This is a genomic window from Bacillus sp. FSL K6-0138 (assembly GCF_037982765.1).
Classification (GTDB): Bacteria; Bacillota; Bacilli; order Bacillales; family Bacillaceae; genus Bacillus; species Bacillus glycinifermentans.
Window position 1 is genome coordinate 3705623 of the sequence record NZ_CP150286.1, and the last position, 14536, is coordinate 3720158.

Sequence of the window (14536 nt, forward strand, 5' to 3'; positions counted from 1 at the left end):
TTTAGTTAAATAACTAAATACCTAAATATCAAGGATGTTAAACATGAATCAAACCTTTAAAGCATTGGCCGATCCGACTAGGAGAAAAATATTGAATCTGCTGAAAGAACGGGACATGACTGCCGGTGAAATCGCCGGCCATTTTCAAATGTCAAAGCCGAGTATCTCCCAGCATCTAAAAATCTTAAAACAGGCCGAATTAATTCAGGATGAAAAAAAAGGGCAATTCATCATTTACTCGCTGAATACGACGATGTTTCAAGATATTATCAGCTGGGCTTTCAGCTTTACTGAACAAAATGGAAAAGACGAAGGAGATGCAAAATGAAGAAGCACATATTTCCGCTATCTATAATGATCATCAATCTGTTGGTTTGGGTATTCGCGTACCCGCACATGGCCGACCAGGTCCCGATCCATTGGTCGTCCTCAGGCGAAGTCGACCGCTATGCCCCAAAAATGGAAGCGATGCTGACTGCGATGGGACTGCTTGTCGTTGTGTACGGCTTGATGGCCGTCACGCCAAAAATCGACCCCCGCAAGAAAAACTACCGCCTGTTTTCAAAAACGTATGATATTCTCGTCAATGCGATGATGGTGATCTTTTCTTTGATCAATCTATTGATGGTGCTGTCCGGACTCGGATACGATCTGCCGACCCGGAGCATCGCCCCGGTCCTTGTTGGGGCTCTTCTGATCGTAATCGGCAATTACCTTCCGCGGGTCCGTCCCAATTTCTTTATGGGCATTAAAAACCCTTGGACATTGAGCAGTGATGAGATTTGGAAAAAAACCCACAGATTCGGGGCGAAGGTGTTTACCGTCGCAGGCATCTTCATCATAGCTGACGGCTTGTTTGCCATCGGTCCAGGTGTGATTCTGCCGATTATTTTGATTACCGTTTTTGCGCCGTATATCTACTCGTACATGCTATTCCGAAAAGAAAACGGCATGAACAGATAAGGCCGGTTTTAACCGGTCTTATTTATTTGCAAATAATCGATCAATCCGGTCCCTGTCAACGTCTAAAATCCATTCGTTCAACCGGCTGTACAGCGGCTCAAGGTCTTCTTTCCGAGCGGCGATCACATCGCAACCCCGGTCATCATACAAATGGAAAACCATCTTCCGCGAGGCATTCAAAAAATAGATGTCAAAATCGTATCCCGGATTCGAAAAATCTTTGGCGCATATGACGGACAGCAGTTGCCGAAGCGGATATCGCCCTTCGTGCAGCGAAGATAAAAACGGCTGTCCCCCCGATGCTGCAGCCTCTTTAAAATCGTTTTTTGCTTCACGCATTTTTTAAAAAGGTTCATCCGCTTTTTTTGCCCAAAGGTGATATCCGCGGCAATCAGCATGTTATCGGCGGCTGAAAACACCCGGTTGAATATCGCAAGGCTTCTTTCTTTCATCTGCCGAAGGTTGTCCGGTTCTTCATGATCTGCCCAAGGCTTTGCGATTTCAAAACGAATCCCGTACGGCCATCTGTAGAATAACGGCGGTTTTAAGTGCATTCCCATAAAATTCCGTTCCATAAATAAGTCAATATCGTGTTTCATAAAACAGCTCCTTCGGGCATAAATCAGGCTGCCCGTTTTTTTCGGACAGCCGTTTTCAACGTTTATTTCATTCCTTTTTGAACCGCCTTCCAGAACGACGCTGATTCGTGTCCTAAAGAATAAACGGATACACCTGCGATTTTATACTGCCTGGCCAGGCGGCTCTTCGCTGCAATCGTTTTTTCGTCTTCATACCAGACGACATGCTTATGTTTGTTTGCGTCCTTATAAGAAAACATCATGGAGCCCGATTTTTTGTTGTAAACAGGCTTTGCCTTCAGCTTTTTTTTGAGCGCCGCAAGCTCATTCCACTGTTTTAATTTGCTGTTCGAATGATCCTTCAGATCCCAGTCGTTCCCGTAAGACGGAATGCCCATGATCACTTTATTCGCTTTGATCGTCTTTACCGCATATTGTAACGTTCCCTTGATCCAGTTCGTTCCGGCGACTGATCCCAGACTGCCCCAAACGCCGTGTTCGTCGTATGTCATGACTTGCATATAGTCGGCATATTTGCCGATTTTTGCGTAGTCGTACGGCCAGCTCCAGTCATCATTTCGATTATCCGCGCTTTTGGCAGGAACCGATACCATCGTTTTGATCTTGTTCTTTTTCAGTACGCCTGCCACGTATTGAATGAGGCTCGAATACTTGGCCCTGTCGCCCGGTTTTACCGCTTCAAAGTCGATGTTGATTCCGGTAAACGATTCTTTTTTGGCAAGCTTGACGAGCCGGGCGGCAAAATGTTTGCGCACAGTTTTGTTTGTCATGACGCGCGACGCCAGGTTCCCGTCAAAGTCTTGAATCGATTCATTATATTGGAGATGACCGCCCACGTTTTTATTTTTTTCTTTTTTGCATACGACAGCTGGTTTTTCGGCGTCTCTCCGATGATGTTTCCTTTTTGGTCAAACGCATACGTATCAGGCGCTATCGCGTTCAGATAGCTGTGATAACTCGTCAGCGAACGGTATGATGCCGTCTCCCCCGTCGTATAACCAAGTACGATTTTTGCCCCTTTTGCTTCCGCTCCCGTATAAGTCAAAACGGACAACATAACAGCCAGAGCGGCGCCAAGCCAAAGGTGTTTTTTCATTGCTGCAGTCTCCTTTTACTGTTCGATATAAGGCTTATCCTGATAAAAATAATTCGGTTTTACGGTTTTATTCTCATAATGGCTGTGGAAAATATGGGTCGATGCCGGCGACAGCGGCGGGATCAGCCACGTCCAGCTTGCCGTCAGCTCGCGCCCCTCTTCTGCCTCCTGCTCCTCAAAGCGTTTAAACTGGCTTGCCGCCGTGTGGTGATCGACGATGCTGACGCCTGCCTGTTTGTATGAATGAAGCACGGCCGTGTTCAATTCAACGAGCGCCCGGTCTTTCCACAATGAAGCATTTCGCTCAGTATCAAGGCCCATGATGTTCGCCACTTTCCCGAGCATATTGTAGCGGTCTTCATCGGCTAAATTGCGCGCGCCGATCTCCGTGCCCATGTACCAGCCGTTAAACGGAGCCGCGTTATAATGAATTCCCCCGATTTCAAGCTTCATATCCGCAATGATCGGCACAGCATACCATTTCAGTCCCAGGTCTTTAAACGCTTCAATGTCAGGGTGTGTAAGCGGCACCTCTTTGACGATCGACCGGGGCAGCTCATACCAGACGGGAGGCTTGCCATCGATTTGAAAAATAAGCGGAAGCACGTCAAAATGCGTTCTTTCGCCTCTCCAGCCAAGCTCCTCGCATGCCCTAGTCAAATCGATTGAAGCCGGATCCCCGATGATGCCGTTTTCCGTCTCATATCCCGCATACCTGATCAGCTGGTGATTCCAAATCGTCACCTTTTTTTTGCCGTTTTCCTCAGGAGGAAAAATCGTGATGAACGGTTTGATTTTCCCGTCGTTCGTCGCCGATTTGATATGATGATAAAGCGCGTCCCGAACCTCCTCTTCCGTTTCCGCATCGCGCCTGTCAATGACGGAAAGAGAGTTCCAGAACAGCCTTCCGATGCAGCGGCTGCTGTTTCTCCAGGCCATCCTTGCTCCGTGTTCCAGCTCTTCTGCCTGATGCGAATAGCTCCCCGTTCTGATGATGTCCTCCCGGATTGTATGTAAACGTTCCTTCATTTCTTCGGCTGATTTAGACAATTCTTTATAGCATTGTTCAATGAAGTTCTTTGCTTCCATCCAAAGCGCTTCACGATTTTCCAAATGACTCCTCCCCTTCCTGCTCCCAATTGATTCTTATTTTATCGGTTTCCGTTGAGGTTTAAAACCTTTCTTTCTGAAATAAATGTTAAAAAGCATCCGCCGTCAAGACGGATGCTTTTCGTTTATTTTTGTAAATGAAGCGCTTTTTGATCAAGCATAAAGCGATAGACAGGCAGCTCTTTTCCTTTTTCAGAGGAGATGTAGCCTGTGCTTACAAAGCTGTCAACCGATTCAGGCTCAAGCGCGATCGACAGCAGATTCGTTTGCGGCTGTGCCGTAACATACACTTTTGTGCCTTTCGGAAATTCTTTTTTCACGTGTTTGAGCGCCGTTTCAACTTGAACCACAGGACGGCCTTCTGATTCTCCGGCCGTTTCTTTTGAGGTGACCTGATAGGCTTCTGCTGAAAGTTTCTGCTTAAACCGCAATGCCGCGCTTTTTAAACCTTGGTCTTTCAGTTTTCTATCGATGTCCTCGTGTCCGGGGAGGACGAGATAGGCGACCGGCCGCGTTCGCGAAAGGACGGGAACAGCTTGGCTTGAGTTGTAATATTGAACAGGGACGTCAATCGCCTGCCCTGAAGCGATGTCAGCCATTTTCAGCGTGTCTTTAAACGGTCCGGCAAAATCGCTTTTGATGACCACCTGGTCCTTGTCATCGGCTTTCGCTCCTTTTTGGATCAGCTTCCATTTTTCAGAGGCGACAAGATGTTTGATTTCCGCCGCATGCTTGACTGTCGTATCTATGATCGTTTTATGCGTCGTCACTTGGGCGGCCACCCTACGTTTAAAGTTTTCGCGGCCGATGTCGATTCCCCTGCTCTCGACAAGAAATGAAAGAGCCGGCTGAAGAGCAAAGGCGTTGCGTCCGATTCTCGCTTCCGGTCCTCCTTCATAGATCTCTATTTTTCCGTCTTCCGTTTTCCCTGTCGTATAGTAGAAATCGTTTGAAAACCCTTTTTCACTGAGCTTTTCTCTGACGCCGTTTACAAAAAGGCTGTCAGATGCGCTTCTGATTCCTTCCGGTATATTTAAATTTTTCCCTGATAAAATTAAAAGATCGTGGTATTTTAAAGCGCCTTTTTCTCCGATATTCTGAAATTCATTTTGGCCGACGCCGTATTCGTGTGCGTCGATGACGACCTCCGGAGAATATTTATTGAATTCTCTATGAAGCGCACGCAGCTCGGGCGACTCAAGCTTCACATGATCCCGGTTTGCGTCAATGCCGCTCGCAAGCTTTCTAGTGAACTGATACGATCCGTCAGGATTGATTCTCGGAACGATGATCACATTGACTTTTTGAAGCACCTTGTCGCCGTAAGGTCCGGCCAGCTTTTCAGCGATGGCCAGAGCCGATTCGCCTGAGGCCGGTTCATTGCCGTGAATCTGCGCCTCCAGCCATATCGTCGGTTTATTGGATACGGAGAGGATGCGGTCGTCTTTTGTAAAGTACAGAACCGGAATCGCTCTTTTCTCAATTGAAAAACCGATATTTTTCATTTTGACATTCGGACTCTTTTTTGTCAGTCTTGTGATAAACCTCATCATTTCTTCCTGTGTCGTGAATGCCTCATCATCCTTTACGAATGCCGGAGTTTGAAACGCTGCCCGAGGCTCCGGATATAATGAAGACAGTTGTTCTGGCTGAGTATATAACTTTCCATAATAAGGGGTGTCAGCAGCATGGACCACACCGGACAGCATCAGTCCGCCCAACAAAAGAGAAATTCCAAACAAAGCCTGTACCCTTTTTTGAATGTTCATCTTTCCTCAGCTCCTTTCACAGCATATCTGCATTATAAATGAAACAACCGCTCCTTTTGTCAAAAAAGTCAGAAAATGAATCATTTGATGCATAAAAACACGTGTTGTTATGGTAATTTTTTCTTACCATCCCTGTGAAGCGGGAAGGCTGTCCGCCAGGCTCGAAAGCTCTTGCGAAAAGTCCGTTCCCTTCATCGGCACGCCGTGTCCGGTCAATAATGAGGCGGGCTTCAGCTCAGCCAGCTTTCGAATCGACTCCCCCGCTTTTAACCAGTCCATCGTGAAATACGCCGGCGGCCCGTTCAGCTCTTGTTTTTGAATCGCAACTTCAAAAAGGGATTCCTGTTCAACCGTCGTGACGGCGTCACCCGCAACCAGCGTTTTGTCCGATTCGCGAAAAAGCGAGATATGGCCCGGGGTAGCAATCCATCTCCAGTCTTCTAAAAACGGAACTGAGCCGTCTTCCTTAAGCGGATTTGCCCTTGACGAAACATCGATCGAATGCCGCGGAAAGAGAGGGGACAGCTTTGCGACCAGCCCGCTTTTCGCCTCAGGCTTTGCCGGCGGGTAATCGGCCTTTCCCGTTACATACGGCATTTCTTCCGGATGGACATAAACGGGAACTTGCTATCTATCCAACAGCTCCTCCAGCGCCCCGACATGATCGAAATGCCCATGCGTCAAAATGATCGCCTTCAGCTGACGATCGTTTTCAAGCAGCTTCTCCGCCTCTTTGATAATGAAAGATGCCGATTTCGGCATTCCGCAGTCGATCAGCACCGCATCACCTGAAGGCGCGAGGATAAAAAACACATTGACAATCTGAACCGTTAATCCGTAAACTCCTTTTGCATATTCCTTGCAGACCCCGCTATTCACGGAGGTCAGGGGCATATAAGAATCGCTCACTTGTATCACCGTCGCTTTACAAAATTTTTCAGCGTTAGTGTGTGCTTACTCCGGTGTGTTTATGAGTATTTTTGCATCGAAGGGGCGGCTTCCCGGCCGGCGGGTGGCATGGTACAGTTTTTTTAAAAGAGCTGGGAGGCGGGAAAGTGATGGAGGATCGCTGGTTTACCGTGACAAAGCTTGATGAGAAGACATTTGCGATCAGTGAATACGGACATTGGGAAAATGTTCACTCCTATTTGCTACTCGGAACAAAAGAAGCCGCTTTGATTGACACAGGACTCGGGATTGACAATATCAAAAGAATAACCGACAAGCTGACGAGCATGCCGGTTACCGTCATTACCACCCATGTGCATTGGGATCATATCGGATGCCACGGGAAATATGAGCGCATTTATGTACACGAAGCTGAGAAAGATTGGCTCGCCGGCGGAATAAAAGGTCTTCCAATCGAACAAATACGAAAAGACGTGTCACGCGATATTACAAAACCCGTCCCTGACACGTTCGATCCTGAAAGCTATACGCCGTACACAGGTGAACCGACGGGTGTTCTGGCAGACGGCGACATCATCGAGATCGGTTCAAGGCCGCTCGTCATTTACCATACACCAGGACATTCCCCGGGCCATATCTGCATCTTTGACGCCGCAAACGGTTATCTGTTCACCGGAGACCTTCTGTATACCGGAGCTCCCATCTACGCTTTTTACCCGACGACAGATCCGGCCAGCTTGGTTGAGTTGCTTGAAAAAATTTCGGCCATCAGGCGTGTGGGGAAGGTTTTCGGCGGGCACCATCAGCTGGGGCTTGATCCCGTCATTTTACAGGAAGCCTGGTATGCGGCATGGCACTTGAAGAAACACGGGCTGGTCAAGCATGGCACCGGCATTCATCGATTTAAAAACCTGAGTTTTCGGTTTTAAGTAACAAAGATGATTGCCTTGCGAGAATCATCTTTCGCGCTTTATTCAAAAATGCAGACCTTTCCTGCGGGAACCTGATCCTTTTGCTCCAAACATTAAAGATGTCAGACAAAAACCAATTACGCCGCCGGCCGTATTTAGAATTAAATCGTCGACATTAAAAGTTCTCGCCATTATTAATCCTGTCACAGATAGCACAAGTTGGAGACTCTCAATCAAAAAGCTTGTCAAAAAAACAAACACTGCCGCTTTTTTAAGCGAAGTTTTTCTCCATAGAACGGAAAGATACACACCTAAAGGAATGAGCAATAAAATATTAAAAAATGTAAGCTTGACGGAATTCCAAAAAAACCAGTCAAATCCGCTCTGCTGATACATTTGCATCCATTCAGCGACAAAATAAAATGGAATGAGCTGAATGTTCATTTGAGCGTATGCCGGCTGCGGCGGAATGTTGATCCCGCCTAACGTATAGTGATAAACAAAGCTCAAATAAACAATAAAACTGGCAAACGCCATTTTCCTAAAAAAACTTGTCTTTTTTCGGTTTTTGACAATGTCATACAAAAAGTAGACGATTGCAAACATGAAACCGAGCAGCATTAAATCAACTGACCAGAACATTAAAATCCACACCCTTATTTTTTGTCACTATACTATCAAGTTTTGTTGATTTTCACCATAGCTCATAAACACTACTTACCAAACTATTCTTCTTTAGCTTTTAAAGCGTCAGAAATACTTATTTTTTTCAATACGAAAAATAAAATAGATAGTGAAATCAAGGATAAAGTGCCTGTAAAAGCAACTGAGTAAAAATAATATTTAAGATAATTATAAATATTATGGTTTTCAGGCATTGAAAATGTAAGAAAAAGAATTATTGTTCCGCTTAAAAGAAACGCTAAAATTAAATAGGTAGTCATTTCAATTATTAGTTCTTTAAAAACTGCTGTGACACTTTTTCCAAAGGCTCGATTAATTGCAATTTCAGCTTGTCTTTGAATGATTCTAGAATAGATTGTTGCAGCTAATGTTAAAACAGAATAAAATGCAGTAACCGTAAATAATATAGTTCCTAATATTGAAAGATAATTTGAAATTGATTCAATCCTCTTATTATCTTCTGTTTCCGAATAATAAAGACTTCCAGGAATTGAGGCCACCATTTGTTTCGTTTTATTAATAATCCCCTTCTTTTTTTGATTAGAAATAGAATGATCAGTATATATTTTCAATTCTTTATAGCCATCAAAAACCCAAAATTTTTTAGCTACTTCTTCATAAATTAAAACTGTAATTCCTTCACGCTCTTGAGAAATTTGATTTTTTTGCATCATGTAAGGAGACAAGATGATTTGTTCTATCTTAAAATCCCAATTTTCAAAAGCTAGTTTTTTTTCATTAGAGGTAAAAGCAATCCTACCAATTTTCACTTCGTCTCCATTTATAATTTTATTATTCATTCCTTTTTGATTTATTTCAGGAAAGAAAATAAAGGCTGACCTGGATTTTTTTAATTTCCCAATGGAACTTTCTTCGAAATTATACATGTATTTAAGTTGTTTAAGTTCACTGTCATTCACTAATACAATATCCACATTAGGAATTGGTATAAGATTATTTGGTATTAAATTATCAATTGTATCCTCAGATATCTCAACATTTATATTTTCCAGTTTATAGTTACTCATCCAATATTTAATGTATGGTGAAAGCTGTTGTTTAGTTAAAAGTAAGGTACTCCCTAGTGAGTTTGGAACTTTATCAATATAAATAATTCCTGGCATGCGTTGAAGATCTTCCACACTTTTATAATCAAAAGAAACAGATTGATTGGTTTCTATTGCATAGCCATTTACATGTTCTTCAGCAGTCAATTGCTTAGATGAAAGTATAAAATCCGGTGTTGTTTCTTCGGGTTTATCAATTATTTCTTCGGAAATTAACTGGGTAAAGAAAAAAATCATGATCGAGAAAGACAGTATCACAATAAATAATATGGAAGATTTCCATCGAAACGCAAGTTGAATCACTAAAGACTTCAATTTAAAAGGAAATTTTTCGATAAATTGATAAACACGGTATCCCTTTACTATAAGAGGATTCCCTTTTAAATTCGTTTGAATTGTTTCTTTGCTTATTTTTTCCGTTAAAATTAATGCTGTTATGCATAATGAAAAAAATAATACGATGAGCCAAATCGTGACGAACAGAGTAGATTCCAGCAGAGGTGAAGAACTATAGCTATCAGTAACATATGTTTGATGATTTAATATCTTTTTCAAGTATGTCCCAACTGGAAAAGATATTAAGAAACTCACTAAAACAATGTTGGTAATCTGAAAAAAAACAAGAAGCCTTATATGATGTTTTTTTGCTCCATAAGATCTCAGTATCGCAATTTTTTTTCGGTAATTCTTATAGAAAACCTCAAATATTCGAAAACAGCAGCATAACGAACCGAATATTAGAATAATTGAAAAAAACAAACAGATGTGAAAAATGGTATTATAGTTTTTATATCCTTCATTAAAAAGATTCTCGTTTTCATATAATTGTTCAACACTTGACAAATGCTTTTCGAAATTTTCATTTATTTCTTGTTCGATCCTATCTACATCTTCATTTTGAAGAGAAAAAATAAGACTATTTTGTATATCAATGTGCTTTTTTGCATTAAGTATTGTCGGACTTACAAAGATATTCGGATATGTATTCTTTCCTTTTTCTATATTTATTGGAGTAGACCAATTAGATGAATAGTTATTCACAACACCTACTACTTGGTAATCTTCCTCAATAGCACCTATTTTTAGTTTAACATTCTCTCCAATAACGTCATCTGTTTTAAAAGATTCAGTTAAAAATGATTCAATAGCAATCTCATTTTTGTGTACAGGCATCCTCCCATGTAAAATATGGATATGCCCTAATTCTAAAGCATTTTTGTCAAACCATCCAATAGATGCTCCGATTGCAGAATCATTAAAATCTTCCGTATAACCAACTAAAAAAATTCCTCCTCCTTTTTTTATACTATGTATTCCTTTTAATTCTTTGAACTCCTTTTCATTAAGATTGTTAATTATAGCATGATGTTCACCATATTTTTCATAGGCCTTTTCTTTTGTGTATTTCAGAATTTCTTCTGTCGCACTGTTCACCATAATAAGAAAGACCATAGATATAAAGATAACAAAAACCATTAAATAAGATATTTTTTTTCTATGGAACAATGACTTGAAAGCTAATTTAACCCAAAACATATTTCAACACCTTTATAAAGTTTTAACTCGTCCATCTTCAATAAAAAAAAGCTGATCTGGCCTTTCTATCAAGTTTTCTTCGTGTGTAACAATCACTAATGTTTTATCAAATTGTTCACATAGAGAAACTAAAAGTTCAATAACTTTTTTCGCATTTTTTCGATCTAAATTACCAGTAGGCTCGTCCGCAAAAATGATTTCTGGATCATTGGCCATTGCTCTTGCAATAGCGACTCTTTGTTGCTGACCACCTGATAGTTGGAAAGGAAAGGATTTTAACTTGTTTCCAATTCCCAAAATATTTGTCAGTTTTTTAATATCCGAAATGTCTTTTTTCTTTTTATTAATCATTAGAGGGAGAATAATATTATCAAACACTGAAATCTCAGGTATTAAATGATAATTTTGAAAAATGAAACCAAAATTATTGCCTCTAATATTAGCTTGTTCAGCATCATTTAATTTATAAAAATTTTGCTGTTTAAACCATACATGGCCGTTGGTAGGATCCTCCATGCCACCAAGGAGACTCAGCAAAGTTGTTTTCCCTGATCCGCTTTTTCCCAATATTACATTGATTGAACCCTTGCTTATAGAAAGAGTAGTAGGGTGCAACGCATAAAATAATGAAGCACCCTCCCCATATGATTTTGTTACTTGATTTGTCGATATTATAATTCTATTATCTTGTCTCATAATCTTTCTATTGTTTAATCCTTCCTCCACCTTTTATATTAATTCCATAATCTGAATATGTATGCTTCGTAACATTAACTCTGTACGTTCCCGAAGCTACTTTCCCTACATTTTTGCTATAACTTTTTCCTGTGGTTAATCTGCCGGTATTGTAACTAGTAAATATCCCCTTGCTAATTGTTACAGTATATTTATGGGTTTGTGGTAGAGTTTCACCAGTCTCAGCCTTGATAGTTTTTGCATTAGCAGTTATGGTGGTAGATTTATTGCTTAGCTTATGCTTATAGGCTCCAGTTACTGCAGTTCGGATATTGAAAGAATACGGTTCATTATAAGCTAAACTCGCCGTACTAAAGCCGAAAATAAAGACCAAAGCAATAATAGAGAAAGTGACTAATATTTTCTTTCTCCTTAAAAATTTTTTCATAATAATCCCCTCTTCCCATTTTTTAATTTTCTTCTTTTATTGGCCAACTTAAAAAAAAACAGATCTGTCATATATTAGGTTAATATGTAAATCAATATAAGTCAATACAAAAATTGGATTTTTATTATCCTTCATTTGTTTCAAAGAAAAACTCATAAAAAACGGGTTTTATGATAGAGGCCCTAATTCCAAAGCTTTTAATTTAAATGCGTCTCTAGACCATAAATTGTGTATTTCAAATCAACTGTGTCAATATGAACATAAAAAGAAGGACAAGCTCCTGCCCTTCTTTTCACCACATCCCCAGCACCTTCCACCACAGGCCGCCGACAACGAGCCATACCACAAGATGAACTAGCGACAGGATGAAACCGATAAACCACCATTTTCCTTCCGGGATATAGCCGGCGCCGAAAAAGACGGGTGCCGCTCCTGCGCCATAGTGCGTCGTACAGCCGAACAGGTTGCTGAAAAACGCGAGGGCGAAGGCCGATAAAAGCGGCGGCGCGCCGGCGGCTACGGTAACGGCGAAAAACGCCGAATACATCGCGCTGATATGGGCGGTTGCGCTGGCAAAGAAATAGTGCGAATAAAAGTAGACGAGAATTAACACGAGGAAGGCTGTCATCCATGGGAAACCTGAAACAAAAGACTTCATCATATCGCTGAACCAGCCGACCATTCCGAGCGTATTCAAAAAGGACGCAAGCATGAGGAGAGTCGCAAACCATATAAGCGTATCCCATGCACCCTGCTCCTTTTTAATATCGTCCCATGTCAGCACCTGTGTCAAAAATAAGACTGACAAACCGATCAAAGCCGTCGTCGTGGCGTCTATATTGGCGCGGCTTCCGAATATCCACAGAAAAAGGACGAGGAAGAAGACGATGACCATGAACAATTCTGATCGTTTAAAAGGTCCCATTTCCTTCAGCTTGTTTGTCGCAATGCCCGCAGCGTCCGGTGTTTCTTTAATTTCGGGCGGGTACAATTTATAAATGACAAGCGGCGTAACGATCAGGCTCACGATTCCGGGAACGATCGAAGCAAGCGCCCAGCTTGTCCAGGTCATATTCACTCCCGCCACATCATGTGCGAGTTTTGCGATTAATGGATTCGCCGCCATCGCCGTCAAGAACATCGCAGACGTAATCAGATTTCCTTGAAAGCCGACTTTCAGCAAAAAGGCCCCAATTTTCCGCTCTGTGCCGTTGTCCGGCGTTGAACCGAACGTTTCCGACAAAGAATGGATAATCGGAAAAATGATGCCTCCCGCTCTAGCAGTATTGCTGGGGATGGCGGGTGCGAGAATCAAATCGCTGAAAAGCAGCGAATACGAGAGCCCGAGTGTTTTTTTGCCGAACACCCTGACAAACATATAGGCGATTCTCGCTCCAAGGCCTGTTTTAATAAAACCGCGGGAAATGAAAAACGCAATGACGATCAGCCAAATCGTTTTATTTCCAAATCCGCTCAGCGTCTCTTCAATTGACAGCGTTCCGGTGAGAGCCGTGACCGCCAGGGCGAATATAGCGATCGATCCCATCGGCAAAGGCTTGGATATGAAGCCGATAATCGTCGCCACAAATATCGCGAATAAATGCCACGCTTTCGGGTGCAGTCCGGCGGGCACCGGTATGAACCAGATGATGATTCCGGCTGCAATCGTGATGATCAACGGAATGAAGCGAACTTCCGGTTTCTTTTCCGGATCTTTTTCTTTTGTCACGACATATTTCCTCCTATAGATCTGTATTTCTTTTTACTTTGCCCTTTTCTCACCGGTTCATGAAAAAAAATAAGCTGCCGACACAGTCGGCAGCCTGTCTTAAACCCAGGATTTCACTTTATCATGATCGGTTACAAACAGGAGCACTTTTCCTTCATCAAGGTGCTTTTCGAACTGTTCCGCTTCCTGTTTTGAAAAGCCGATTTCATGAATTTTATTGCGAAGTTCATCTCCCTTTTTATTGAAGAAATTCCCCACCGCATGTTTGATGCCTGTCTCCTCTGCACCGATCGTATTGGCGTCCGCGTTTTCCGCAATTCTTTCCGTCCTGTCGTCATCATGTGAAAGAACGTATATGTCCTCTCTGGCGACGCCGATCTCCTTGAGTTCGTTGATATCCTTCATCAGCTTTTCATCATTTGTATATTCCCTTACAACTGGTTTCATCTAAAATCTCCTCCTTTGTTGCATGTTGTAGTTATGACTTACCCCATCGGCACCCGGTTAAACAACGAAATGCGCTGCGTGACATTCTTGTATCAATATTACATTTGTTATAGATTTTCAGAAAATATGTTTGTTATCGGATTCGTTTAGGTACAGTAAAAGAAGATCAATCGAAAATGGGGTGATTCCGCTTGAATTATTTTTCGCCGGAACAGCAATACAACGCATGGATCATCAGCGATTTGCTCAAACAAATTTTCCTATTGGAAGGTCATGAAGACTCGGATACCCACCTTTTTGAAACCTTTGCGGCCCAACGGTTCGGCATCAATGTTGATTTTATCTTTTCGATCATCATGAACATCGGCGATCCCGAAGAGCGAACGGCCGGCAGCACGGAAGACATCCTGGCTTCATATCTGTTCACCCTGCTTCCTTTTGTCACAAAGGACATGCTTAACGGCTCCAAGGCAAACGCCAATCAATACCTCTTAAATACAAGGGATGCAGACATATATCACCTTTTCCTCCCTGAATCGGTCCTCCATCAGACGCTGAATCCGTAAAAAGCGGCCATGCCTGAAAACATAAAA

At 42.3% G+C, this 14536-nt stretch carries 14 protein-coding genes and 2 pseudogenes; 4 read left to right on the top strand and 12 right to left on the bottom strand.

Annotated features, from left to right (window positions below; all coding sequences use genetic code 11):
- The first annotated feature begins 43 nt into the window (after positions 1–43).
- Together MHB78_RS19595 and MHB78_RS19600 are read left to right on the top strand one after the other, a co-directional pair.
- Complete coding sequence (locus MHB78_RS19595; protein ID WP_046130372.1) at positions 44–328, top strand: autorepressor SdpR family transcription factor; 285 nt, start codon at positions 44–46, stop codon at positions 326–328.
- Complete coding sequence (locus MHB78_RS19600) at positions 325–963, top strand: SdpI family protein (protein ID WP_046130373.1); 639 nt, start codon at positions 325–327, stop codon at positions 961–963. Before MHB78_RS19595 ends, MHB78_RS19600 begins: the two co-directional genes overlap by 4 nt.
- A gap of 18 nt (positions 964–981) precedes the next feature.
- On the opposite strand, the gene MHB78_RS19605 is transcribed toward MHB78_RS19600, so the two are convergent.
- From MHB78_RS19605 to MHB78_RS19630, 6 genes and pseudogenes are all read right to left on the bottom strand, one after another.
- The gene (locus MHB78_RS19605; protein ID WP_164918137.1) at positions 982–1113 is read right to left on the bottom strand and encodes a DUF3885 domain-containing protein; all 132 of its coding nucleotides are present in this window, start codon (positions 1111–1113) and stop codon (positions 982–984) included.
- A gap of 26 nt (positions 1114–1139) precedes the next feature.
- The gene (locus MHB78_RS19610; protein ID WP_046130374.1) at positions 1140–1562 is read right to left on the bottom strand and encodes a hypothetical protein; all 423 of its coding nucleotides are present in this window, start codon (positions 1560–1562) and stop codon (positions 1140–1142) included.
- A gap of 62 nt (positions 1563–1624) precedes the next feature.
- Positions 1625–2658: pseudogene (locus MHB78_RS19615) on the bottom strand (glycosyl hydrolase family 18 protein).
- A 15-nt stretch (positions 2659–2673) separates the two neighbouring features.
- Positions 2674–3771, bottom strand: coding sequence for a nitric oxide synthase oxygenase (locus MHB78_RS19620; protein WP_046130375.1), 1098 nt, complete (start codon positions 3769–3771; stop codon positions 2674–2676).
- A gap of 122 nt (positions 3772–3893) precedes the next feature.
- Positions 3894–5537, bottom strand: coding sequence for a M14 family metallocarboxypeptidase (locus tag MHB78_RS19625; RefSeq protein WP_046130376.1), 1644 nt, complete (start codon positions 5535–5537; stop codon positions 3894–3896).
- A gap of 123 nt (positions 5538–5660) precedes the next feature.
- Positions 5661–6446: pseudogene (locus MHB78_RS19630) on the bottom strand (MBL fold metallo-hydrolase).
- A gap of 146 nt (positions 6447–6592) precedes the next feature.
- On the opposite strand from MHB78_RS19630, the gene MHB78_RS19635 reads away from it, so the two are divergent.
- Positions 6593–7375 (top strand): MBL fold metallo-hydrolase, encoded by a 783-nt coding sequence (locus MHB78_RS19635; RefSeq protein ID WP_046130377.1) that lies wholly within the window; start codon positions 6593–6595, stop codon positions 7373–7375.
- Between the two features lie 45 nt (positions 7376–7420).
- Here MHB78_RS19635 and MHB78_RS19640 read toward each other — a convergent pair whose 3' ends face one another.
- The 6 genes from MHB78_RS19640 to MHB78_RS19665 all read right to left on the bottom strand — a co-directional run bounded on the left by MHB78_RS19640 (position 7421) and on the right by MHB78_RS19665 (position 13943).
- Positions 7421–7999, bottom strand: coding sequence for a VanZ family protein (locus tag MHB78_RS19640; protein WP_046130378.1), 579 nt, complete (start codon positions 7997–7999; stop codon positions 7421–7423).
- A gap of 83 nt (positions 8000–8082) precedes the next feature.
- Entirely contained in the window at positions 8083–10644 is a 2562-nt protein-coding gene (locus tag MHB78_RS19645) for an ABC transporter permease (protein ID WP_046130379.1), read from the bottom strand.
- A 12-nt stretch (positions 10645–10656) separates the two neighbouring features.
- Positions 10657–11370 (bottom strand): ABC transporter ATP-binding protein, encoded by a 714-nt coding sequence (locus MHB78_RS19650; RefSeq protein ID WP_231947425.1) that lies wholly within the window; start codon positions 11368–11370, stop codon positions 10657–10659.
- Positions 11348–11767 (bottom strand): hypothetical protein, encoded by a 420-nt coding sequence (locus tag MHB78_RS19655; RefSeq protein ID WP_046130381.1) that lies wholly within the window; start codon positions 11765–11767, stop codon positions 11348–11350. The genes MHB78_RS19650 and MHB78_RS19655 overlap by 23 nt, the downstream gene beginning before the upstream one ends.
- Before the next feature lie 292 nt (positions 11768–12059).
- The gene (locus tag MHB78_RS19660) at positions 12060–13496 is read right to left on the bottom strand and encodes an anion permease (RefSeq protein ID WP_046130382.1); all 1437 of its coding nucleotides are present in this window, start codon (positions 13494–13496) and stop codon (positions 12060–12062) included.
- A 99-nt stretch (positions 13497–13595) separates the two neighbouring features.
- Positions 13596–13943 carry a general stress protein gene (locus MHB78_RS19665; protein ID WP_046130383.1) on the bottom strand — a complete coding sequence of 116 codons (348 nt, stop codon included), beginning with the start codon at positions 13941–13943 and terminating at the stop codon, positions 13596–13598.
- Positions 13944–14134: 191 nt separating this feature from the next.
- Here MHB78_RS19665 and MHB78_RS19670 point away from each other — a divergent pair, with 191 nt between their 5' ends.
- Positions 14135–14509, top strand: coding sequence for a DUF3212 family protein (locus tag MHB78_RS19670; RefSeq protein WP_046130384.1), 375 nt, complete (start codon positions 14135–14137; stop codon positions 14507–14509).
- The last annotated feature ends 27 nt before the right edge of the window (positions 14510–14536 follow it).